The organism is Amycolatopsis sp. CA-161197 (assembly GCF_050942255.1).
In the GTDB taxonomy this organism is placed as follows: Bacteria; Actinomycetota; Actinomycetes; order Mycobacteriales; family Pseudonocardiaceae; genus Amycolatopsis.
Map to the genome: position 1 here is coordinate 5,607,336 of NZ_CP192059.1, position 26,610 is coordinate 5,633,945.

Consider the following 26,610-nt stretch of genomic DNA (forward strand, 5'->3'; position numbering starts at 1 on the left):
TCCTTTCTCACTGAGAGTCGTCGGAGGCGTGGCGCACCAGGGCGCCCAGCGCGCGGAACCACGTTTCGGCCAGGTCGCGCACCCGCGCTTGGGGTGCGAGGGCCGCGGGCCACGACCAGTAGGCCGCCAATGCGGGGCCCTCGGGCCGGTCTTCGGCGAGGGCGTTGACGGTCAGCGCATGGGAGACACGCTTGCCCGGGTCGGCGCCGAGGTCGGCGGCGTCGCCCTCGGGGGCGTACTCCCAGTCGCCCTCGCCGGCGTGGCCGAAGCGGCCCATGTAGTTGAACTCGATCTCCGGCGCGGGCAGCGCCGCGAGCTCGGGCCCGGTCACGGGGTTCAGGTGCCGCAGCAGCCCGAAGCCCATGCCCGCGAGGGGTGCGGCGTCCAGTTCGGCCCGCACGCGCTCCAGTGCGGTGCGCGCCGCCGGGCCGCCCGCCAGCGCGTCGGCGAGGTCGAGCTCTCCCAGGTCGACGCGGACGGGCACGACGCTGGTGAACCAGCCGACCGTGCGCGACAAGTCGCCACCGCCGGCGAGCTCGTCCTCGCGGCCGTGGCCCTCGAGGTCGACGAGCGTCGCCGTGCCCTCGCCCACGCCGTGGCGGCGGCGCCAGTCGGCCACCGCGAGGGCGAGGCCGGTGAGCAGGACGTCGTTCACGGTCGCCCGCAAAGCCGCCGGCACGCGGCCCAGCAGTGGGCCCGTCACCGCCGCCGGCAAGGTCAGTGACAGTGCCGCCAGTCCGGACTCGACGTCCAGTTCCGGATCCCGCGAACGCAGCAGCGGCAACGGATCGCCACCCGCGAGCACCGACCGCCACCGGTCCAGCTCCGCCGCGCGAGCCGGCTCCACCGCGCGCGCCGCGAGCGCCTCCGACCACCGCCGGAACGACACGTCCACCGGCGGCAGCTCCGGCTTCCGCCCGGCGGCCACGGCCTCCCACGCCGCCGCGAAGTCGGGCAGCAGGACCCGCCACGACACCCCGTCGATCACGAGGTGGTGCACCAGCACCAGCAGGCGGCCCCGCTCCGGACCCGCGTCGAACCAGGTCGCCCGCAGCATCGCGCCGGCGTCCGGGTCGAGCCGCGCTCGCGTGGCCAGGGCTTCCGCCGCGATCACGCGTTCCAGCTGCGCGCCCGCGAGCCCGCGAACGTCCACTCGCGACACCCAGCCGCGCACGTCTGTCTGCTCGGGCACCCGCAGCGCCCACCGCGCAGGCTCTCGGTCCAACCGCGCCCGCAGCATCGGGTGCCGGTCGACCACCGCTTGCAGCACGGCCGTGAGGCTCTCGCTCGTCACCTCCGCCGGCGTGATCAGCAACGCCGCCTGGTGGTACCCGGCGATCGGTCCGCCCAGCTCCCGCATCGCGTGCATGATCGGGGTCAGCCCGACGGTGCCGGTGCCGTCGTCGGACACGGACTTCGCCACGCCGGCTTCGGTGGCCACCGTCGCGAGCCCCGCGACCGTCCGGTGCCGGAAGATGTCGCGCGGCGAGATCCGCAGCCCACCGGCGCGGACGCGGGCCACCAGCTGCATCGCCACGATGCTGTCGCCGCCCAGTGCGAAGAAGTCGTCGTCGACGCCGAGGCCCGGCACGCCGAGCACCTCGCCGACCAGCGCGCACAGCTCGCGCTCCCGGTCGGTCGACGGCGCGCGGCCGCCGGCCTGGGCCGAGAAGTCCGGCGCGGGCAGGGCCGCGCGGTCGAGCTTCCCGTTGGCCAGCACCGGAAGCCGCTCCAGCACCACGAACGCCGCCGGGACCAGGTGCTCCGGCAGCGCCGACACCGCGTACTCGCGCAGCGCGGCCGCGTCCACCAGCGCGGCCGGCACCACGTACGCCACCAGCTGCTTCACCCGCGCCTCGCGCACCACGACCACCGATTGCGCCACGGCCGGGTGCCGGTCGAGCGCCGCCTCGATCTCCGCGGGCTCCACGCGGAAGCCGCGGATCTTCACCTGGTCGTCGGCTCGGCCGCCGAAGTCGAGCCGGCCGTCGGGCGTCCAGCGCGCGAGGTCGCCCGTGCGGTACATGCGCGTGCCCGGTTCGCCGTACGGGTCGGCCACGAACCGCTCCGCCGTGAGGGCCGACCGGCCGAGATACCCGCGCGCCAGGCCGCCGCCGGCGAGGTACAGCTCCCCGGTCACCCCCGGCGGCACGGGCCGCAGCGAGCCGTCGAGCACGTACGCGCGGGTGTTGGCCACCGGCCGGCCCACGAGCGGCCGTTCGCTGTCGGCGATCCGCGCGACGAGCGCGTCCACTGTGGACTCCGTCGGCCCGTAGAGGTTGACCGCCTCGGTCCCGTCCAGCTCGGCCAGCCGCCGCCAGAGCGCGTCCGGCACCGCCTCGCCGCCGACGCCGACCAGGGCCAGCGGACAGCGGTCGCCCTCGACGAGTCCAGCGTCGGCCAGCTGCGTGAACAGCGACGGCGTGACCTCGATGAAGTCGAGTCCTTCGCGCCGGATCAGCTCGGCGAGCTGTTCCGGGTCGCGGCGCACCTCGTCGGGCACGACGTGCACGGCGTGGCCGTCGAGCAACCACAGCTGCGGCTGCCACGACGCGTCGAACGAGAACGACCACGCGTGCCCCACCCGCAGGTGCTCGCGCCCGGTGCGCGCCACGGCCGGCCGGTGCAGCATCGCCCGGTGGCTGTGGAACAGGTTCACCAGCCCCGCGTGCGGCACCACGACACCCTTCGGCGTGCCCGTCGAGCCGGATGTGTAGATCACGTACGCCGGGTTCTCGGGCCGCAGCGGACGCAGCCGGTCGGCATCCGTCAAGTCCTCTTCGGACACCTCTGTCGCCAGAAGATCCGGCAGCAGCACAGTGTTGCCGAACTCGGGCAGGACCCCGCGGACGTCCGCGACGGTGACCAGCAGCCCGGGCCGGGCGTCGGCCAGCATCGCGGCGAGCCGTTCGGCCGGGTAGTCCGGGTCGAGCGGCAGGTAGCCCGCGCCGGCCTTGTGCACGGCGAGGATCGCCGCCAGCACGTCGGCCGACCTGGGCAACGCCAGCGCCACCAGCGTCTCCGGCCCGGCGCCGCGTTCGACCAGAGCCCGAGCGAGCCGGTTGGCGTGCGCGTTCAGCTCCGCATACGTCCACGTCGCCCCGCCGACGACCGCGACGGCATCGGGCGAGCGCCGCACCTGGGCCTCGAACAGCCCCGCCACGGTCGACGGCTCCACGGCGAGCGCGGTGGCGTTCCAGGCACGCAGGATCCGCCGCGACAGCTCGGCCGGCAGGACGTCGACCGTCCCGGCCGGACGGTCCACTGCGGACACCATCTCGCCCAGCAGCAGCTCCATGCCGGCGAGCAGGCGCTCGGCGTCCTCGTCGGTGAACAGGTCCGTGCGGTACTCGGCGGTGAGCCGGAGCCGTTCGGCCGGTTCGACCGCCCACGTCAGCGGGTAGTGCGTGGAGTCGCGGTGGTCCACGATCGTCGCCCGCAGCCCGTCGTCCGGGTCGTCCTCGGCACCGGGATAGCTCTCGAACACCACGAGCGTGTCGAACAGCTCGCCCAGCCCGGCCTCGCGCTGGATGTCGGGCAGGCCGACGTGCTGGTGCGGCAGGAGCGCGGACTGCTCCTCCTGCACACGCTCCAGCAGGGCCGACAGCGGCTCGGCCGGATCGTGGCGCACGCGTACCGGCACGGTGTTGATGAACAGCCCGAGCATCCGCTCCACGCCCGGCAGCTCCGGCGGCCGGCCCGCGACCGTGGCGCCGAACACCACGTCGGTGCGCCCGGTCAGCGACGCGAGCAGCAGGCCCCACGCCGTCTGGACCAGCGTGTTCACCGTGAGCCCGCGCTCGCGTGCCAGCTCCGTCAGCTCGGCGGTCGCTTCGCGGGGCAATTCGAGCGTCCGCTGCTTCGGCAACGCGGGGGCCCGATCCGGGTCCGCGGGCGCGAGCCGGGTCGGCTCGGCCAGCCCGGCGAGAGAGTCGCGCCACGCCACCCGGGCCGTGGCCTCGTCCTGGTCCCGCAGCCAGCCCAGGTAACCGCGGTACGGCAACGCGGGCGGCAGCGCGCGTCCGGCGTAGAGCGCGGACAGCTCGGCCAGCAGCTGCGGGACCGACCAGCCGTCGAGCAGCAGGTGCTGGTGCGACACCACCAGCCGGTGGTGGCCGTCGGCGAAGCGCACGAGCAGGAACCGCAGCAGCGGCCCGGCGGTGACGTCGAACCGGCGGCGCTCGTGTGCGAGCTGCGCTTCCAGCGCGTCGTCCGAGACCTCCCGCCACTCGGGCTCGGCCGAGCGCGCGACGAGCGCGACCGGCCGCCCGGAGGCGAGGTACCGGTAGCTCGTGCGGAGGTTCGGGTGCCGCTCCAGCAGATCGCGCACCGCCTGCCGCAACCGGGACGCTTCGAGCGGGCCGGCGAGGTCGAACCCGAACTGCACCGTGTAGACATCCGGGCCCTCGGTGTCGGCCGTGGCCAGGAACAGCAATCCCGACTGCAACGGAGTGAGCGGCCAGACCTCTGCCGCGTCGGGTGCGGTCGCCTGCAACTCGCCGCGTTCCGCGTCGGTGAGGTCGAACAGCGGCCGGCCGTCGTCCGACGACGGCGTGGCCGGCACCTCCCCCGCGACCTCGGCCAGCCCGGCCACCGTGCGATGGCGGAACACGTCCCGCGCGCCGAGCCGCAGACCGGCGGTCCGCGCGCGGGCCACGAGCTGCATCGCGACGATGCTGTCGCCGCCGAGGCGGAAGAAGTCGTCGCGCACGCCGACGCGCGGCAGCCCGAGCACGCCGGCCACCAGCTCCGCGAGCACTTCCTCGCGGGCCGTGGCCGGAGCGTCGTCGCCGGTCTCGAACTCGGGCGCGGGCAGTGCCCGGCGGTCCAGCTTGCCGCTGGGGGTGAGCGGCAGCTCGGCCAGCGGCACGACGGCGGCCGGGACCATGTGCTCGGGCAGCGTCTTCCCGACGTGGTCGAGGAGATCGTCCGTGGCCCCGCTCGCGACGACGTAGGCGACGAGCTGCCGTCCTTCGTGGACGATCACGCGCGCCTGCGCGACGGCCGGGTGCGTGGCCAGCGCGGCCTCGATCTCGCCGAGCTCAACGCGGAAGCCGCGGATCTTCACCTGGTCGTCGGCGCGGCCGAGGAACTCGAGCTCCCCGTCCGCCGTCCAGCGCGCGAGGTCGCCGGTCCGGTACATCCGCTCGCCGGGCGCGCCGAACGGGTTCGCGACGAACCGTTCGGCCGTCAGGCCCGGGCGCGCGTGGTAACCGCGCGCCAGCTGCACTCCGGACAGGTACAACTCCGCCGCCACACCCGGTGGCACCGGCCCCAGGTGGGCGTCGAGGACGTGGGTTCGGGTGTTCCACACCGGACGTCCGATCGGGACGCGGCCCGAGGGCGCCACCCGCGCGGGCGCCGCGGTGACGTCGACCGACGCCTCGGTGGGCCCGTAGAGGTTGTGCAGCTCGGCGTCGAGGTCGAACCTCGCGACGAGGTCGGCGGGCAGGGCCTCACCGCTGCACAGCACGCGCCGCAGGCTCGGGCACGCGCGGGCACCCGGCTCGCCGAGGAACACCTCCAGCATCGACGGGACGAAGTGGACAGTCGTCACGCCTTCCCGCCGAATCAGGCCCGCGAGGTAGGCGGGATCCTTGTGCCCTTCCGGCTTCGCAACCACCAGCGTCGCACCGGCAAGCAGCGGCCAGAAGAACTCCCACACCGACACATCGAAACTCGACGGCGTCTTCTGCAACACCCGATCATCCGCCGACAAACCGTACTCGTCCTGCATCCACAGCAACCGGTTCACAATCCCTCGATGCGGAACCACCACCCCCTTCGGCCGCCCCGTCGAACCCGACGTGTAAATCACATACGCCGGCGCACCCGGCGCCACCCGGACACCGAGATCCGCCGAGTCGTAGCCCGACGCGTCGACCGGGCCGTCCAGCACCACGGCCGGAGCCGCGTCGGCAAGCATGAACTCCCGCCGCTCCGCCGGATAGTCCGGGTCCAACGGCAGATACGCCGCACCCGCCTTGTGAATCGCGTACAACGCCACCACCAGCTCCAGCGACCGCGGCAACGACACCGCCACCACCGTTTCGGGTCCGGCGCCCTGCTCGCGCAGCCACCGCGCGAGCCGGTTCGCCCGCTCGTTCAGCTCCACATAGGACAGAGCCGCGCCCTCGAACACCACGGCCGGCGCTTCCGGCGTCCGGGTGACCTGCTCCTCGAACAGCTCCGACAGTGTCGCCCCGGCCACGTCGTGATCCGTGGCGTTCCACCTCTTCTGCAGCGCCGATTCCGCGTCCGACAGCACGTCGAGCGACCCGACCGGCACCGACGGATCGGCGGCCACCTGCTCCAGCACCCGCACCAGCCGGGTCGCGAACGACTCCGCGGTCGCGCGGTCGAACAGGTCCGCGCTGTATTCGATCGCTCCGGCGATCGCACCGCCCGGCTGCTCCAGGAACCCGAACTCCAGGTCGAACTTCGCGACGTCCTGCGCCACGTCCTCGCGCACGACCTCCAGACCCGGTAACTGCGGCGTGTCCGCGCCCTCCGGCAGGTACACGACCATGGTCTGGAACAGCGGGTGCCGCGCCAGCGAACGCTCCGGTTCCGCCAGCTCGACCACCCGGTCGAACGGCAAGTCCTGGTGGGAGAACGCGGCCAGATCGGTCGCCCGGACCCGGCGCAGCAACTCGCCGAACGCGGGATCGCCGGCGAGGTCCGTGCGCAGGACCAGCGAGTTCACGAGGAACCCGACCAGGTCCGTGAGCCGCTCGTCCGTGCGGCCGGACACCGGCGCGCCCAGCGGGATGTCGGTGCCGGCGCCCAGGCGGTGCAGCAGTGTGGCGACGGCGGCCTGGCCGAGCATGAACATGCTGGTGTCGTGCTCGATCGCCACCGCGCGCAGCGCCGCCGTGAGCCCGGCCGGCACCTCGAACGTGACCGTGGCGCCGCGGTGGCTCGACTCCGCCGGCCGCGGCCGGTCGGCGGGCAGGTCCAGCTCGTCCGGCAACCCGGCGAGCACCTCGCTCCAGAACGACGTCTGGCTCTCCTGCTCGCCGTCGAGCATGGCCTGGTGCCACAACGCATAGTCCGCGTACTGCACCGGCAGCGGTGTCCACTCGGGAGCGACGCCGTCGAGCCGGGCGCGATAGGCCGTCGCGAGGTCGGCGAACAGCGGCCCTTCGGACCACTCGTCGGTGACCACGTGGTGCAACAGCACCAGCAGCACGTGCTCGTCCTCGGCCACGGCGAACACCCGCACGCGCACCGGCGGGGCCTCGTCGAGCCGGAACGGAATGTCCACTTCGGACCGGATCCGCGCGGCCACGTCGGTCACGCGCTCGACCGCGAAGTCGAGTGGCACGGCGTCGAGGGGCACAGCTGCGAGGATCCGCTGCGCCGGCACTCCGTCGTGCTCCTCGAAGACCGTGCGCAGCACTTCATGGCGGGTGACGACGTCGGCGAACGCCGCCCGCAGCGCGTCGAGGTCCAGCGCGCCCCGCAGCCGCCACGCGTGCGGCACGGAGTACGTCGACGTCGGGCCGTCCAGGCGGTAGAGGAACCAGAGCCGTTGCTGCGCCGCCGAAAGCGGCAGCACCTCCGGCCGGTTCGCCGCCACCAGTTCGGGCCGGTCCCCGGTCGGCGCGGTCAGCCGCTCGGCCAGCGACGCCACCGTCGGTGCCTCGAAGACGTCCCGCACGCTGATCTCGGCGCCCGCCGCGCGGATCCGCGACACCAGCCGCATGACCAGCAGCGAATGGCCGCCGAGGGCGAAGAAGTCGTCGTCGATCGACGGTGCCGGCACGGCGAGCACCGCCGCGAAGAGCTCCCGCAGCTCGCGTTCCCGCTCGGTCCGCGGCTCGCGACCGCCGGCCGTCGTGAACTCCGGATCCGGCAGGGCGGCGCGGTCCAGCTTGCCGTTGGGGGTCACAGGGAACTCGCCGAGGGGCACGACCACCGCCGGGACCAGGTGTTCCGGCAGGGTCTTCGCCAGCTCCGCCCGCACGTCACCCGGCGTACCGGTGAGGTAGGCGACGAGCCGCTCGTCCCGGGCCACCACCACGGCGCCGGTGACGCCGTCGAGCGCGGTGAGAGCCGCCTCGATCTCGCCCAGCTCGACGCGGAAGCCGCGGACCTTCACCTGGTGGTCGACGCGGCCGAGGAACTCCAGCACCCCGCCTTCGGTCCACCGTGCGAGATCGCCCGTGCGGTACATGCGGTCCCCCGGCGCGCCGAACGGGCTCGCCACGAACCGTTCCGCCGTCAGCCCCGGCCGCGCGAGGTACCCCCGCGCGAGCTGCACGCCGGACAGGTACAGCTCACCCGGCACGCCCGGAGGCACCGGCCGCAGCCGGGCGTCGAGCACGTGGGTGCCGGTGTTCCAGATCGGGCGGCCCAGCGGGACACCCGGGCCGTCGAACGGGCCGGTCGCCGGGAACGCCGTCACGTCGACCGATGCTTCCGTCGGCCCGTACAGGTTGTGCAGCTCGGCCGGGAGCAGCTCGGCGAACCGCGTCGCGACGTCGGACGGCAACCCCTCACCGCTGCACAACACCCGCCGCAGCCCGGTGCACCCCGCGGCTTCCTCCAGGAACAGCCGCAGCATCGACGGGACGAAGTGGACAGTCGTCACGCCTTCCCGCCGAATCAGGCCCGCGAGGTAGGCGGGATCCTTGTGCCCTTCCGGCTTCGCAACCACCAGCGTCGCACCGGCAAGCAGCGGCCAGAAGAACTCCCACACCGACACATCGAAACTCGACGGCGTCTTCTGCAACACCCGATCATCCGCCGACAAACCGTACTCGTCCTGCATCCACAGCAACCGGTTCACAATCCCTCGATGCGGAACCACCACCCCCTTCGGCCGCCCCGTCGAACCCGACGTGTAAATCACATACGCCGGCGCACCCGGCGCCACCCGGACACCGAGATCCGCCGAGTCGTAGCCCGACGCGTCGACCGGGCCGTCCAGCACCACGGCCGGAGCCGCGTCGGCAAGCATGAACTCCCGCCGCTCCGCCGGATAGTCCGGGTCCAACGGCAGATACGCCGCACCCGCCTTGTGAATCGCGTACAACGCCACCACCAGCTCCAGCGACCGCGGCAACGACACCGCCACCACCGTTTCGGGTCCGGCGCCCTGCTCGCGCAGCCACCGCGCGAGCCGGTTCGCCCGCTCGTTCAGCTCCACATAGGACAGAGCCGCGCCCTCGAACACCACGGCCGGCGCTTCCGGCGTCCGGGTGACCTGCTCCTCGAACAGCTCCGACAGTGTCGCCCCGGCCACGTCGTGATCCGTGGCGTTCCACCTCTTCTGCAGCGCCGATTCCGCGTCCGACAGCACGTCGAGCGACCCGACCGGCACCGACGGATCGGCGGCCACCTGCTCCAGCACCCGCACCAGCCGGGTCGCGAACGACTCCGCGGTCGCGCGGTCGAACAGGTCCGCGCTGTATTCGATCGCTCCGGCGATCGCACCGCCCGGCTGCTCCAGGAACCCGAACTCCAGGTCGAACTTCGCGACGTCCTGCGCCACGTCCTCGCGCACGACCTCCAGACCCGGTAACTGCGGCGTGTCCGCGCCCTCCGGCAGGTACACGACCATGGTCTGGAACAGCGGGTGCCGCGCCAGCGAACGCTCCGGTTCCGCCAGCTCGACCACCCGGTCGAACGGCAAGTCCTGGTGGGAGAACGCGGCCAGATCGGTCGCCCGGACCCGGCGCAGCAACTCGCCGAACGCGGGATCGCCGGCGAGGTCCGTGCGCAGGACCAGCGAGTTCACGAGGAACCCGACCAGGTCCGTGAGCCGCTCGTCCGTGCGGCCGGACACCGGCGCGCCCAGCGGGATGTCGGTGCCGGCGCCCAGGCGGTGCAGCAGTGTGGCGACGGCGGCCTGGCCGAGCATGAACATGCTGGTGTCGTGCTCGATCGCCACCGCGCGCAGCGCCGCCGTGAGCCCGGCCGGCACCTCGAACGTGACCGTGGCGCCGCGGTGGCTCGACTCCGCCGGCCGCGGCCGGTCGGCGGGCAGGTCCAGCTCGTCCGGCAACCCGGCGAGCACCTCGCTCCAGAACGACGTCTGGCTCTCCTGCTCGCCGTCGAGCATGGCCTGGTGCCACAACGCATAGTCCGCGTACTGCACCGGCAGCGGTGTCCACTCGGGAGCGACGCCGTCGAGCCGGGCGCGATAGGCCGTCGCGAGGTCGGCGAACAGCGGCCCTTCGGACCACTCGTCGGTGACCACGTGGTGCAACAGCACCAGCAGCACGTGCTCGTCCTCGGCCACGGCGAACACCCGCACGCGCACCGGCGGGGCCTCGTCGAGCCGGAACGGAATGTCCACTTCGGACCGGATCCGCGCGGCCACGTCGGTCACGCGCTCGACCGCGAAGTCGAGTGGCACGGCGTCGAGGGGCACAGCTGCGAGGATCCGCTGCGCCGGCACTCCGTCGTGCTCCTCGAAGACCGTGCGCAGCACTTCATGGCGGGTGACGACGTCGGCGAACGCCGCCCGCAGCGCGTCGAGGTCCAGCGCGCCCCGCAGCCGCCACGCGTGCGGCACGGAGTACGTCGACGTCGGGCCGTCCAGGCGGTAGAGGAACCAGAGCCGTTGCTGCGCCGCCGAAAGCGGCAGCACCTCCGGCCGGTTCGCCGCCACCAGTTCGGGCCGGTCCCCGGTCGGCGCGGTCAGCCGCTCGGCCAGCGACGCCACCGTCGGTGCCTCGAAGACGTCCCGCACGCTGATCTCGGCGCCCGCCGCGCGGATCCGCGACACCAGCCGCATGACCAGCAGCGAATGGCCGCCGAGGGCGAAGAAGTCGTCGTCGATCGACGGTGCCGGCACGGCGAGCACCGCCGCGAAGAGCTCCCGCAGCTCGCGTTCCCGCTCGGTCCGCGGCTCGCGACCGCCGGCCGTCGTGAACTCCGGATCCGGCAGGGCGGCGCGGTCCAGCTTGCCGTTGGGGGTCACAGGGAACTCGCCGAGGGGCACGACCACCGCCGGGACCAGGTGTTCCGGCAGGGTCTTCGCCAGCTCCGCCCGCACGTCACCCGGCGTACCGGTGAGGTAGGCGACGAGCCGCTCGTCCCGGGCCACCACCACGGCGCCGGTGACGCCGTCGAGCGCGGTGAGAGCCGCCTCGATCTCGCCCAGCTCGACGCGGAAGCCGCGGACCTTCACCTGGTGGTCGACGCGGCCGAGGAACTCCAGCACCCCGCCTTCGGTCCACCGTGCGAGATCGCCCGTGCGGTACATGCGGTCCCCCGGCGCGCCGAACGGGCTCGCCACGAACCGTTCCGCCGTCAGCCCCGGCCGCGCGAGGTACCCCCGCGCGAGCTGCACGCCGGACAGGTACAGCTCACCCGGCACGCCCGGAGGCACCGGCCGCAGCCGGGCGTCGAGCACGTGGGTGCCGGTGTTCCAGATCGGGCGGCCCAGCGGGACACCCGGGCCGTCGAACGGGCCGGTCGCCGGGAACGCCGTCACGTCGACCGATGCTTCCGTCGGCCCGTACAGGTTGTGCAGCTCGGCCGGGAGCAGCTCGGCGAACCGCGTCGCGACGTCGGACGGCAACCCCTCACCGCTGCACAACACCCGCCGCAGCCCGGTGCACCCCGCGGCTTCCTCCAGGAACAGCCGCAGCATCGACGGGACGAAGTGGACAGTCGTCACGCCTTCCCGCCGAATCAGGCCCGCGAGGTAGGCGGGATCCTTGTGCCCTTCCGGCTTCGCAACCACCAGCGTCGCACCGGCAAGCAGCGGCCAGAAGAACTCCCACACCGACACATCGAAACTCGACGGCGTCTTCTGCAACACCCGATCATCCGCCGACAAACCGTACTCGTCCTGCATCCACAGCAACCGGTTCACAATCCCTCGATGCGGAACCACCACCCCCTTCGGCCGCCCCGTCGAACCCGACGTGTAAATCACATACGCCGGCGCACCCGGCGCCACCCGGACACCGAGATCCGCCGAGTCGTAGCCCGACGCGTCGACCGGGCCGTCCAGCACCACGGCCGGAGCCGCGTCGGCAAGCATGAACTCCCGCCGCTCCGCCGGATAGTCCGGGTCCAACGGCAGATACGCCGCACCCGCCTTGTGAATCGCGTACAACGCCACCACCAGCTCCAGCGACCGCGGCAACGACACCGCCACCACCGTTTCGGGTCCGGCGCCCTGCTCGCGCAGCCACCGCGCGAGCCGGTTCGCCCGCTCGTTCAGCTCCGCGTACGTCAGCGAGGCGTCTTCGAACACCAAGGCCGGGGCATCCGGCGTCCGCGCCACCTGAGCCTCGAACAACTCGGGCAGCGTCACCGCCGGCACGTCGTGGGCGGTCGCGTTCCAGGACTCCAGGCGCGCCAGCTCCCCGTCGGCCACCACGTCGAGCGCCGCCACCGCGACCGAAGGCTCTGCCGCGGCCTGCGCCAGCAACGAGCCCAGCCGGGCGAGCAGCCGCCACGCCGACTCCGCCGTCCAGCGGTCCGCCGCGTATTCGAGCATGAGGGTGAGCGGCGCTGCGCCGGCCTCGTCGACGAGGGTGAAGTGCAGGTCGAACTTGGCCGTCGCGTGCCCGGGTTCGAGCCACGTGGTGGGCAGCCCGAGCACGTCGGGGTCACCGCCGGGCCGGTAGTGGTAGCCGACCATGACCTGGAACAGCGGGTTCCGGCCGGGCACGCGCGGCGGGTTCAGCGTCTCCACCACGCGTTCGAAGGGCACGTCCTGGTGCGAGAACGCGACCAGGTCCGCGGCCTTGACCCGGTCCAGCAGCTCACAGAACGTGGGCTCGCCGCTGAGGTCCGTGCGCAGCACCAGCGTGTTGACGAAGAACCCGACCAGGTCGTCGACGGCCGCGTCGGTGCGGCCGGCGATGGGCGCGCCGAGCGGCACGTCGTCGCCCGCGCCGACCCGGCGCAGCAGCGCGGCGACGGCCGACTGCAGCACCATGAACAAGCTCGCCCCGGCGTCCGCCGACAACGAGCGCACGGCTTCGGCGAGCGCACCGTCGAGCGGCAGCCGGACCTTCCCGCCGCGGCCGCTCGGCTGCGCGGGACGCGGCCGATCCGCCGGCAACGGGACTTCGTCGGGCAGCCCGCGCAGCACGCCGGTCCAGTACTCCAGCTGTTCGGGCTCCGCGTCGGCGAGGAAGTCCCGCTGCCACAAGGCGAAGTCCGCGTACTGCACGGGCAGCGGAGTCCACTCGGGAGCGTCGCCCCACCGCCGGGCCTCGTACGCGGTGCCCAGGTCGGTGAGGAACGGCCGGTCGGACCATTCGTCCGTCGCGCCGTGGTGCAGCAGCATGGCCACGACGTGGTCGTCGTCGCCGAGTCGCAGCACGTCCACCCGCACCGGCAGCTCGCGCGCCAGGTCGAAGCGCCGCTCCGCCAGCTCCGCGACGCGCGCGTCCACCTCGGCCTCGGTGCACGCCAGCACCGAAAACGGGATCTCCGGCGAGTCCAGAACGGATTGGTACGGCTCACCCTCGTGCTCGGCCAGCACCGTGCGCAGCACCTCGTGCCGTACCAGCACGTCCCCGAGCGCCAGCCGCAGCGCCTCGACCTCCAGCGGCCCGCGCAGCCGCACGAACAGCGGGTACGTGTACGCCGCCGCCGTGGTGTCCATGCGGTCGAGCACCCACATCCGCTGCTGCGCGAACGACAACGGGATCCGCTCCGGCCGCTCGCGCGCGACGACGGCCGGCCTCGCCGGCGCACCCGTGCCCGCCCGGGCGGCCAGCTCCGCGGCGGTCGGCGCCTCGAACAGGTCCTTGATCGCCAGCTCGGCGCCGAGCTCGGCCCGCGCGCGGCTGATCAGGCGCGTGGCCAGCAGCGAATGCCCGCCGAGGTCGAAGAACGAGTCCTCCACACCCACGCGCTCGAGGCCGAGGACCTCGGCGAACAGCTCGCAGAGCACCTCTTCCTCGCGCGAGGCCGCCGGCCGGCTCTCGGCCAGCGACACGGCGGGTTCGGCGTCGGGCAGGGCGCGGACGTTGAGCTTGCCGTTGTCGGTCAGCGGCAGGCTGCCGAGTGTCACGAACGCGGCCGGCACCATGTAGTCGGGCAGCTGCCGCTTCAGCTCGTCGCGCAGCACCTGCACCAGCTCGGCGCTGCCGCGCGCGGCGGTCGGGCTGTTCGCGAACCGCGTGAGGTTCGTGCCGGTCGCCGCGGGCACGTAGAGGCCCGAGACCGGCACTTCCGCCCGGACGAACACGGCATCGAACACCCCGTCGACGCCGGTCGACCACGTCGTGTGCACGGCGTAGCCCAGACGCTCGCCGAGGCGGTGCACGGCTTCGGGTTCGACGCCGTCGCCGGTGCCGTGGAAGCGATCCAGCACGTCGAGCAGCGGCGCGCCCGCGTCGAGCGCCCGCATGGCGGCGAACTCCGCAGCGAGCCGCGCGTCCGGAATCCGGCTGACGCGCAGCTCGTCACCGGTCAGCCGGCCCTTCAGCTGGGCGAGCGAGCCGACCTCGTCCCACAGCACGCGCGGGGCCTGCGCCACCGGCACCTCACCGGTGGCGTCCTTGGTCAGCACCACGTCGTAGCGATACCGGCTCAGCTCGTTGTGCAGCTCGGCCCGCTTCACGCGGATCCGCGCGCCGACGCCGGGCAGCGTGTGCGCGAGTGCCGTGAAGTAGTCCGGGTCGAGCAGCAGCTCCTTCTCCAGTGCGGCACCGCGTTCGATCGCGCGGCGCAACTGGGCGACGTCGGACGTCGCGTCGGCGCGCGTGAGCTGGATGGCGGTGTGGAACGACCGCGCCAGGCGCAGGTTCCGCACGTCGCCGACGAACAGCGAACCGCCGGGCGCGAGCAGGTCCAGCGCCGTGCTCAGCACCTGGGTGAGGTAGTCGACGCTCGGGAAGTACTGGATCACGGAGTTGATCACGACAGTGTCGAAGTGCCCGCGCGGCAGGCCGCCGAACTCGTGCGCCGGCTGCGCCCGCAGCGTCACCTTCGCGGCCAGCTCCGGGTCTGCTTCCAGCTCGCGGGTGAGCTTCCCGATCACCGGCGCGGCGAGGTCGGTGCCCCAGTACTCCTCGGCGTGCGGCGCCAGCTGCCCCATCAGCAGCCCGGTGCCGACGCCGATCTCCAGGATCCGCCGCGGCGCCAGCTCCCCGATGCGCGACACGGTCGCCGCGCGCCACTCCCGCATGTGCGCCAACGGGATCGGCGTGCCGTCGTAGCTGGAGTCCCAGCCGGCGAAGTCCTCGGTGACCAGCGCGGTCGGGATCTCGGTGTACTCGTCGGAGTAGATCTGCTGCCACTCGCCGACCTGGTCGGCTTCGGCGGCGTCGCGCTCGTCGCCGCTCAGCTCGGCCGGCACGACGTAGCCGACGAGCCGCTGCAGCCCCGGCGCCGACGGGTCCGGCCGCGCGATCACGGCCGCCTGCGCGACCTGCGGGTGCCGGGCCAGCGCCGTCTCGATCTCGCCCAGCTCCACGCGGTAGCCGCGGATTTTCACCTGGTCGTCGGTGCGGCCGAGGAAGTCGAGGTTCCCGTCGGGCCGGCGGCGCACGAGGTCACCCGTGCGGTACATGCGCGCGCCGGGCTCGCCGAAGGGATCCGCGACGAACCGCTCCGCCGTGAGCCCGGGCCGCCCGAGGTACCCCCGGGCCAGGCCGGTGCCCGCGATGTAGAGCTCGCCGGGCACGCCGTCGGGCACCGGCCGCAGCCAGTTGTCCACGAGGTACGCGCGGGTGTTCCAGATGGGCTTGCCGACGGTCGGGGTGGCGCTGTCGGTCGTGCCGCCGCCGAGGGTGTTGATCGTGTACTCGGTGGGGCCGTAGAGGTTGTAGCCGTAGACGCCTTCGGTGTCGCGCAGGCGGTTCCAGACCGATTCGGACACCGCTTCGCCGCCGAGCAGCACCAGCGCCGGTCGGTGACTCGCCGCGTCGTCGCCGTCGAGCAGGCCTTCCTCGATGAGCAGGTGCGCGTAGGTCGGCGTCACGTTCACCACGTCGACGCGGTGCCGGTCGCAGTACGCCACGAGCGCGCGGGCGTCGCGGCGCAGCTCCTCGTCGCACACGTGCACCTCGTGGCCCTCCACGAGCCACAGCAGCTCTTCCCACGACATGTCGAACGCGAACGACACGGTGTGCGCGATCCGCAGGCGCCGCCCACCCGCCGACGCGATGGCCGGCCCGAAGATCGCCTCCTGGTGGTTGAGCTGCATGTTCGTCAGGCCGCGGTACGGCGTGACCACGCCCTTCGGCTTCCCCGTGGAACCGGAGGTGTAGATGACGTACGCGGGGTGGTCCATCCGGTCGGCGCGGTCGCGGCCGAACAGCGGGCGCTCGGCGTCCACGACGTCACCGCCGGACAACGCGGCGAGTTCGGCTTTCGTTTCGGTGCTGTCGAGCAGCACCCGCGGCAGGTCCTGCGGCAGATCCTGCGCGACGGCCGTGGTCGTGACCAGGCACAGCGGACCGGCGTCGTCGAGCATCAGCGCGAGGCGGTCGGCCGGGTAGTCGAGTTCGAGCGGCAGGTACGCGGCTCCGGTGCGCAGCACCGCGAACAGCGCCACGACCATGTCGATCGACCGCGGCAGCCCGAGCGCGATCACACGTTCCGGCTCGGCGCCGCGCGAAAGCAGCAGCCGCGCCATCCGGTTCACGGCTTCGTCCAGCTCCACGTAGGTCAGCGTCTGCTCGCCGAACACGAGCGCGGTCGCGCCGGGCGTGCGGGTGGCCTGGGCGGCGAGCAGGTCGGCGATGGTGTCCCCCACCACCGGGTGCTCGGTGGCCGACCAGATCTCCGCCAGCTCCCCACGCCGGCCGGCCGAAACCGTCTCCAACGCGCCGACAGGTGCGGTCAGGTCGACGACGATCTGCTCGACGAGCCCGGTGAACCGGCTCAGCAGCACCGCGGCCTCGTCGGCCGCGATCACGTCGTCGCGGTAGGACAGCGTCACGCGCATCGACTGCCCGGGCGTGACCACGAGCGTCAACGGGTAGTGCGTGGCGTCGACGTTCACGAGGCTCGTGATGCCGTGCCGGTGTCGCAGGCCGGCGTAGCGTTCGTCGCCGTCGGCGCCGCGGAGCACGAACAGCGTGTCGAACAGCACGCGGTGCCCGGCCTCGCGCTGCACCACGCCGAGGCTCATGAACTCGTACGGCGTGAGGTCCATCCGCTCGGCCTGGATGCGGCGCAGCAGGTCGAGCACCGGCTCGTCCGGCACGAGCCGCACCCGCGTGGGCACGGTGTTGAGGAACAGGCCGATCGTGGTCTCGATGTCCGCCACGGCGGCGGGGCGCCCGGCGACGGCGGCGCCGAACACCACGTCCTGGCGGCCGACCATCGTGGACAGCACGAGCGCCCACGCGGCGTTGAGCACCGAGTTCACGGTGAGCCCGTGGCGGCGGGCCTCGGCACGCAGCCGATCGGTCAGCTCGGGCGTCAGGTGCGCGTCGAGATTGACCGGGGTGACGGGCTCGAGGCCCTGGGTGTCGGGACCGATCAGCGTCGGCTCGCTCAGCCCGGTCAACGCCGATCGCCACGCCGCCGCGGCCTCCTCGACGTCCTGGCGCGACAACCACTCCAGGTAGTCCACATAGGACCCACCGGCCGGGGGCTCGCCGCCCTCGTAGTGCGCGAAGAGCTGCTCGATGAACAACCACGCGGACCAACCGTCCCACAGCAGCAGGTGCCGGTTGAGCACCACGCGGTCGCGTTCGGCGCCGAGGCGCACGAGCGTGATCCGGAACAGCGGCGGGTGGCCGAGGTCGAACCGGGTCGTCCGGTCGCGCTCCATCAGCTCGGCCAGCCGCCGCTCACGGTCCGCTTCGGACAGGTCGCGCAGGTCCACTTCGGTCACCGGGGGCGCGAAGCCGGCCGTGACGAACTGCACCGGGCCGTGCAGTCCTTCGCTGGTGAACCCTGCACGCAGGCTGGGTGTGCGATCCGTCAGCGCGGCGCACGCGGCGCGCAGGCGGCCGGCGTCGAGGTGCCGGTCGAGGTCGATGGCCTCCTGGATCGTGTAGATGTCGATGCGCGACTGGTCGTAGCTGGAGTGGAAGAACAGGCCTTCCTGCAGCGGCGAGAGCGGCCAGATGTCCGACAGTGGCAGCGGGCTCAGCCGTTCGACGTGTTCGATCTCGTCTTGCGCCAGCTCGATCAGCGTGAGGTCGGACGTGGTCAGCCCGGCCGCGGCCACGTCCGTCGCGGCGAGGTCGGCCAGTGCGGCGACCACGCCGTCGACGAAGTCCGGCGTGGCACCGGCGAAGGTGAGCGCGAGGACCGGTCCGTCCGGCGTGTCCTCGCAGACCGCACCGATGCGCGACGCGTGCGCCCCGGCGGGCGCGCCCGGGCCCGCCGCGAAGTCCCAGTCCTGGGTGCCCGACGGCACGCGGCCCGCGTACCGCAGCAGCACGTCGGCGCGGGCGAGCTGGGCGAACAAGGGTGCGGCCTGCGGGTTGAGGTACCGCAGCAGGCCGTAGCCGAGCGCGTCCGGAGCCGCGCGGACGAGGTCCTTGACCTGTTTGAGGTCCGTCGCGGTCAGCCGCACCGGAGCCGCGGTGTGCAGCGCGCCCACCGCGGCGGGTGTCCCTTCAGGACGGTCGAGCACGTCGACGATCAGCTCGCCGCCGGCTTGCGCGAGGGCGGTGAGCAGGACGTCGGTCACGTCGCCGCGCACCGACGCGGGCAGCTGCTCGACGAGGGCCCGGCTCTGGCCCGGCGGGAACCGCACGGTGCGTTCAGTCTGCGTCCCGGACCCGGGGACCGTCGCGGCGCCCGGCGCGAGCGTCGCGGCCCAGTACTCCAGGTCCGCCAGCAGCTCCGGTGCCTGCGCCCGCTCGGTGACGGCGCGGGCGTGGGTGCGCAGCGAGGTTTCCACCGCGGCGAACACCGGGGAGTGCCCGGCCTGGACCGCCGTCCAGGCCGCGGCGAGGTCGGCGGCGATCGTGGGCCACGACGGGGCGTCGACCAGCAGCGGGTGGGCCGTGAGCAGCAACTGGTCGCCGGACCGCACCGCCCGCAGCAGGATCCCGGCGTCAGGATCGAACTCGGTGGTGCCGTTATCGGCAGTGACATTCTCGGCAATGGTGTTCTCGGCAATGGTGTTCTCGGCAGTGGTGTCCTCGGCGAGCAGCACTTCGGCGGCGTCGACCGCGCCGGCCGGGCGCGTCTCGAGCGACCACAGCACGGACGCGACGCGGCTGCGCTTGAGCCGCAGCCCGTCGTGGTGGTCGAGCACCGCCTGCAGCGCGGCCGCGAGGCTCTCGGTGTCCGCGTGGGCGGGCAGGCGCAGCCGGATCGACTCGGTGCCGCTGTCGCCGAGTTCGCGCAGGCGGTGCACCTCGGGCAGCAGCGGCACGTCGCCGACCCCGTCCGGATCGGGCACCGGCCCCTGCGTCACGGGCGCGCCGCCGAGGGCCGCCAGCGCGGCGGGCGTGCGGTGGGTGAACACGTCCGCCGGGCTCAGGTCGAACCCGGCCCGGCGAGCGCGGCTCGACACGCTGATCGACGTGATGCTGTCGCCGCCCAGCAGGAAGAAGTCGCCGTCGGCGCCGACCTCGGCCAGCCCGAGCACGTCGGCGAAGATCGCCGCCAGGGCCGACTCGCGGTCGTCGCCGCGCTGCCCGGTCGCCACCGGCGCGGCGACGACCGGCACGGGCAGGGCACGGGTGTCGAGCTTGCCGCTCGGGGTCAGCGGGAACTCGTCGAGCACCACGAGGGCGTTCGGCACCATCGTCGCGGGCAACGCCGCGGTCAGCGCGGCTCGCAGTTCGTCGGTGTCCGCGGAACCGGCTGCGTACCCGACCAGGGCACCGTCGCGCACCACGACCGCGGCCGCGCGGACGCCGGGTTGCGCCGTGAGCACGGCCTCGATCTCGCCGAGCTCGATGCGGTTGCCGCGGATCTTCACCTGCCGGTCGGTGCGGCCCAGGTACTCGAGCTCACCGTCGGCGCGGCGCTGCACCAGGTCGCCGGTGCGGTACATCCGCGCACCCGGCTCGCCGAAGGGGTCGGCCACGAACCGTTCGGCCGTCAGCGCGGGCTGCCCGTGGTAGCCCCGCGCGAGCTGCACGCCCGCGAGGTACAGCTCCCCGGCCACGCCGTCGGGCACCGGGCGCAGGCACGTGTCCAGCACGAGCAGGCGCGTGTTCCACACCGGACGTCCGATGGGGACAGTCGCTTCCGGACCGTCGCGGAACGGGAAGTACGACACGTCCACAGCCGCCTCGGTGGGGCCGTAGAGATTGTGCAATGGCACACCGGTCAGCCGCCGCCAGCGCGCCGCGGCCTCGCCGGGCAGCGCTTCGCCGCTGGTGAACACGCGCCGCAGCGACGCGGCCCAGCGCGGGTCGCCGGCGACCTCCTCGGCGGAGAGGAACGCGGCCAGCATCGACGGCACGAAGTGCAGCGTCGTCACGCCGTGGCTGCGGATCACGTCGGCGAGGTACGCCGGGTCACGGTGGCCGTCCGGCCGCGCGAACACCACGGCCGCGCCTTCGCGCAGCGCCCAGAAGAACTCCCACACGGACACGTCGAAGCTCGACGGCGTCTTCTGCAGCACGCGGTCGTCGGCACCCAGCCGGTACTCGTGCTGCATCCACGCGAGCCGGTTGACGATCGCGCGGTGCGAGACCACGACGCCCTTGGGCCGGCCGGTCGAACCGGACGTGTAGATCAGGTACGCGGCGTCGTCGGGGCTCGCCACCGGGCCGGGCCGGTCGGCGACGTCCGGACCGTCGACCGGCACCTGCTCCGGGCCCGCCGGCACCTGCGCGGCCGTACCCGGTTCGATGACCACCAGCGCGGCCCCGGAGGACACGAGCATGTACTCCAGCCTCTCGGCCGGGTAGTCGAGATCGAGCGGCAGATAGGCCGCGCCGGACTTCAGCACGCCCAGCAGCGCCACCATCAGCTCGGCCGAGCGTGGCACGGCCACCGCGACCACCGCCCCGGGCCGCGCGCCGCGAGCCCGCAGGCGCCGGGCCAGCACCGCCGCGCGGGCGTCCAGGTCCGCATAGGACAGCCGCTCGTCCTCGAACAGCACCGCCGGCGCGTCCGGGGTCTCGGCCACGTGCCGCTCGAACGCCGTGAGCAGCGTCTGCTCCGGCACTGAGACGGCGGTCGCGTTCAGCTCCCCCAGCCGTTCCAGCTCCGCCGCCGAGACGCGGTCCACGTGTGCCACCGGCGCGTCCGGGGCCGCGGCGAACGCTTCGAGCACTCGCACGAACCGTTCCGCGAGCTGCTCGGCCGCCCGCGCGTCGAGGCGCGACGCGTCGAACTTCAGGCCGAACTCCAGCGTGTCGCCCGGCGTGGCGATGAGCGCGACCGGGTAGTGCACCGCGTCGACGACCTCGACGCCGGTCACGCGCACCGCGCCGGCGTCGCCGTTGTCGCGCGGGTAGTTCTCGACCACGACGAGCGTGTCGAAGAGCTCCTCCTGGCCCACGCCGGCGATTCGCTGCAGCTCGGCGAGCCCGAGGTGCTGGTGGTCCAGCAGCGCGGCCTGCTCGTCCTGCAGCCGGCGCAGGAGCCCGGCGACGGTGTCGCCGCCGGTCCAGCGGACCCGCACGGGCAAGGTGTTGATGTACAGGCCCACGGCGTCCTCGATGCCCGCGACGCCGGGGTCGCGGCCAGACACGGTGCTGCCGAAGACCACGTCCCCACGGCCGGTCAGGCGGCCGAGCAGCAGGCCCCACGCGCCGTGCAGCACGGTGCCGAGCGTCAGCCCGTGCTCGCGCGCGAACGCGCCGACGCGGGCGGTGGTTGCCGCGTCGACGGCGAAATGCACCCGCGACGGACGCCGTGGTGCCAGCCCGGCCGGGGTGGTCACGAGCCGGGTCGGTTCCTCGATGCCCGCGAGCGCCGTCCGCCACGCCTGCCGTGCCGCATCGTGGTCCCGCGCCGCCAGCCGACGCAGGTGCGCCGTGCGCGAGGCGGGCTCGGGCCGAAGCGGTTCGGTGGCGCCGTAGCGGGCGAGGATCTCGCGCACCATCACCGCGACCGACCAGCCGTCGGCCACGCTGTGGTGGAAGGTCAGGGCGAGCCGCTCGCGCCCGACGAGCGTGGCGCGCAGCAGCGGCGGCCGGTCGAGGGCGAAGCGGCGCTCGCGGTCGGCGGCCAGCGCGTCGGCGGCGGCCTCGGGCGAGACCTCCCGCCACGGCAGCTCCGCGTGCGCCGCCACGACCTGGACGACCCGGCCGTCGTCGAGCTGGCGGAAACCGGACCGCAGCGACGAAAAGCGATCGAGGAGGTTCTGCACGGCGCGGCGCAGCGTGGGCGGGTCCACCGGCCCGGCGAGGTCGAAGATCTCCTGGACGGCGTAGACGTCGTCGTCCTCGAACGCGGCGTGGAAGAAGAACCCTTGCTGCAACGGGGTCACCGGCAGCACCTCGGCGTGCGAGTCGAGCGCGGCCGAGTCCGCTTCGGACAGCTCCAGCAGCGGCTCCGCCGTGTCCTCGGCGGTGATCACTTCGCCGGCGCACGCGGCGAGCGCCTCCGCGGTGCGGTGCTTGAACACCTGCCGGGGTGTGATGGCGAGACCGTGCTGCGCGGCGCCGAGCACGAGCCGGATCGACGAGATGCTGTCGCCGCCGAGCGCGAAGAAGTCGTCGTCGGCGCCGGCCGACGGCACGCCGAGGACGTCCGCCATCACCGTGCACAACGCGACCTCGCGCGGCGTCCGCGGCGAGCGGCCCTGCGCCAGCGCCCCGAAGTCGGGCAGGGGCAGCGCGGCGCGGTCGAGCTTGCCGTTGGTCATGATCGGCAGGCGGTCCAGCGGCACGAACGCCGAGGGCACGAGGTAGTGCGGCAACGCCTCTTCGACGCGGCCGCGCAGGTCCTTCATCAGCGACGCCGGGTCGCGGTAGACCACCGGCACGTTGGCCAGCCGCCCGCCGGTCGGGCCGGTGTACGTCGCGACCGGCTCCTCGCGCGACAGCACGAGGTCGAACGCCGTCGCCGTCTCCCCCGACCAGGTCGCCGCCGCCTGGTAACCGGCCGCGCCGGCCAGCTCGACCAGCACGTCCGGGTCCATGGCCGCGCCGGGAGCGTTCACCGGTTCGCCGTCCAGCGCCCGCAAGGCCGTGAGGTCCGGGATGAGCCGCTCGTTCGGGATTCCCGTGACGCGCAGTGCCTCGAGCCGTCGTCGGCCGAGGTGGGCCGCGAACGCGCCGGACGAGCCCACCTCGGCCCACGGCACCGCCGGGACTTCGCGCGGGGCCGCGGCTTCCGTCCGCAGCACAACGTCGTAGCGGTAGCGGCTCAGCTCGTTCTCGTACGTCGCGCGCTTCAGCCGGATGTCGGCCTCCGTGAACGCGGCGATCCGTTCGGGCAGCGCGGCGAAGAAGCCCGGATCGAGCACCAGCTCGTCCTCGCGGGCCACGGCCGCGTCGACCGCCGCCGGTGTCGCGTCCCCTTGCGCGGCCGCGACACCCGCTCGCAGCACGCGCTGGAGGCTCAGGTTCCGCACGTCACCCACGAACACCGAGCCACCGGGGGCGAGCAGACCCGTGACCTGCCGCAATACATTGAGGAGGTACTCGGCGCCGGGGAAGTACTGCACCACGGAGTTGATCACCACGGTGTCAAAATGGCCGGCCGGCAGGTCGCCCAGCTCGTGCGCCGGCCGCGCCCGAAGGTGCACCTTGCCCGCCAGCTCCGGCCGGTCGGCGACGCGGCTTTCCAGCAACCGCACCACTTCCTCGGACAGGTCCAGCGCCCAGTACTCGACGGTGCCCGGCGCGAGCTTCGACAGCAGCAGCCCGCTGCCCACGCCGAGCTCCAGCACGCGGCGCGGCCGCAATGCCCGAATCGAGTCCACAGTGGACTCACGCCACGCACGCATGTCGCGCAACGGCAGCGGCTCGCCGTCGTAGCTGGAGTTCCAGCCGGTGAAGCCCTCGTCGAACGGGTCGCGGTCGGCGACCGAGTAGAGCAGTTCGTGCACGTCCTTCCAGCGGCCGACCTGCGCGGCCTCCCCCGCCGCGTCCCGGTCGGCGCCCGGCGCCTGCTCCGGCACCACGTACGCCACCAGCCGCCGGTCACCCGGCTTCACTTCGCGCGGCACCACGGCCACCCGCGCGACGCCGTCGTGCGCCGCGATCACCGACTCGATCTCACCGGGTTCGACGCGGAAACCGCGGATCTTGACCTGGTGGTCGGCGCGGCCGAGGAAGTCGAGGTTCCCGTCGGCGCGCCAGCGCACGCGGTCGCCCGTGCGGTACATGCGTTCGCCCGGCCCGGCGAACGGGTCGGCCACGAACCGCTCCGCCGTGAGCGCGGCGCGTCCGACGTACCCGCGCGCTAGGCCGCGGCCGCCGACGTACAGCTCGCCCTCCACGCCCGGTGGCACCGGGTTGAGCGCGGTGTCCAGCACGTAGCAGCGGGTGTTCGGGTCGGGGCGTCCGATCGGGATCGGCCCGGTCCAGTCCGCTTCCGCGGGCCACAGCGTGGAGTTCACCGTCGCCTCGGTGAGCCCGTACGCGGCGACCACGCGCAGATCCTTCGCCCAGCGTGCGATCAGCTCGGGCGGCACGGTTTCGGTGCCGACGATGAGCACCGCGCCCTTCGGCAGTTCGCAGTCGGCCGGCAGCGCGGCCACCAACGAGGGCGGCAGGATCATGTGCGTCGCGGCGTGATCGGCGATGTAGCCGGTGAGCTCGACGCCCGCGACGCGGCGGTGCGCCGGCACCACGATCACGCGCCCGCCCACGCACAGCGACATCACGAGGTCCCACACCGTCACGTCGAACCCGGCCGACGCGAACTGCACGACCCGGCTCTCGGCCGTGATCCCGATGCGCTCGGTGGCGGTGACGATCAGGCTGCCGATGCCGTCGTGCGGGAGCACCACGCCCTTGGGCTTGCCGGTGGAGCCGGAGGTGTAGATGACGTAGGCGGCGCGGTCCAGCCGCAACCCGCCGAGGTCGACGGGCCCGCCGTCGAGCGCGGCGAGCTCCGCGCGCACGGCAGGGTCGTCCAGCAGCACGACCTCGTCCACGGCGGGCAGCTGGTCCGCGGATTCCGTGACCGACAGGACGGCGCACGCGCCCGAGTCCCTCAGCAGGTACCGCAGGCGGTCCTCGGGCAGATCGAGGTCCAGCGGCAGGTACGCGGCACCGGACTTGAGCACACCCAGCAGGCCCACGACCAGGTCGGCCGAGCGCGGCAGCGCCACCGCCACCACGTCTTCAGCCCCCACCCCGTGCGCGGTGAGCAGGCGCGCCAAGCGGTTCGCGGCGGCGTCCAGCTCGGCGTACGTGAGCTGCTCGCCCTCGCAGACCACGGCGACGGCGTCCGGCTGCCGCGCGACGACGCGGGCGAACGCCTCGGGCCAGGTCAGCTCCGGCGCCTCGGCGGGCGCCGTCGCGAAGTCGGTCAGCACGAGCTGCCGTTCGCGCTCGGTGAGCAGGTCGATCGCCGCGATCGGACGGTCGGTGCTCGCGGCCATGGCATCGAGGACGGCGAGGAACCGGCGTTCGTGCTCGGCGAGCGTCTCGGGTGTGCCGGCGGCGGCGAACTCGAGCCGCAGGCCGCCGCCCGCGCCGGCGTCGTGGGCGGTCACGGCGAGGTCGGTCACGGGGCCGAGCGCGACGCTGCGCACCGTGGCCGTGGCTTCGCCGAACGCGACCGAGACCTCCGGCAGGAAATTGAGGCTCAGCCCGGTGAGCTCGTGCATCCCGCCGGTCAGGTTCTGCTCGCGCGCGAGATCCTCGCCGCGGTAGCGGCTGTGGTCGAGCACGTCCGCGACCTCACGGGTGACCGCGGCGACCAGCTCGGCCGGCGTCGTCGAGGGCCGCGCGGAAACCCGCAGCGGCAAGAGGTTCGACAGCATCCCGGGCCGGTCGCGCAGCGCGGCGTCGGTCCGCGCCGCGACGGGCAGGCCGAGCACGAGGTCCTCGGCGCCGGTCACGCGGTGCGCGTAGGCGGCGAGCGCCGCGATCGCCACGCGCGACAGGCGGGTGCCGTGGTTCCCGGCGAACTTCCGCAGCGCGTCGGCGCGGGCGGCCGGCAGCGTGACCGACCGCCGGACCACCTCTCCCTCGCCCCCGGCCAGCCGCACCGGATCGGGCCGGCCGGCGAGCTTTTCGCGCCAGTACTCGCGATCGGCTTTCCGGGCGGCCGATTCCCGGTACTCGCGGTCGGCCTCCAGCAGCGGTGCCACACTCCAATCCACAGTGGACGTGCCGCCGTCGTAGAGTTCCGCGGCCCGGCGGGTGAGCACTGCCTGGCCGTAGGCGTCGGTCACCAGGTGGTGGAACGTCTGCGCCCACCACACGCGGTCCGGTCCCAGCACCAGCACCGCGTGCGCGGTCAACGGCCCGCGCGCGAGGTCGACCGGCTCCGCCAGCGCCGCCCGCATCCACGCGTGCGCCGCAGCCTCGGGGTCCGGCTCGCCGGACAGATCCACCACGGGCACCTCGGCCGCGCACGGCGCCGGGTCCTGCCGCGGCACGCCGGTCTCGTCGGCCTCGACTGTCACGTGCAGTCCCTCGGCTTCGCCGACCGCCCGCCGTACCGCGTCCGCGAGCCGCGCCGGGTCGAGGCGGCCGCGCACGTCGGCGTACCAGCCGATGCGGTACGCCGGGTCCGCGGGAGCGAGCGACTGCGCGAAGAAGACCCCGGCCTGTGCCGCGGTCAAAGGGGAACCGGGCACGACGCCGGTCATCCGGGAACCTCCACCGTTGACTGAAG

Annotated in this window: 1 protein-coding gene; it reads right to left on the minus strand. The window is 73.5% G+C overall.

The window, feature by feature from the left end; genetic code table 11:
• Positions 1-7: 7 nt before the first annotated feature.
• Positions 8-26,584 (minus strand): non-ribosomal peptide synthase/polyketide synthase, encoded by a 26,577-nt coding sequence (locus tag ACQPXB_RS26160; protein ID WP_432844760.1) that lies wholly within the window; start codon positions 26,582-26,584, stop codon positions 8-10.
• Between the last annotated feature and the right edge of the window lie 26 nt (positions 26,585-26,610).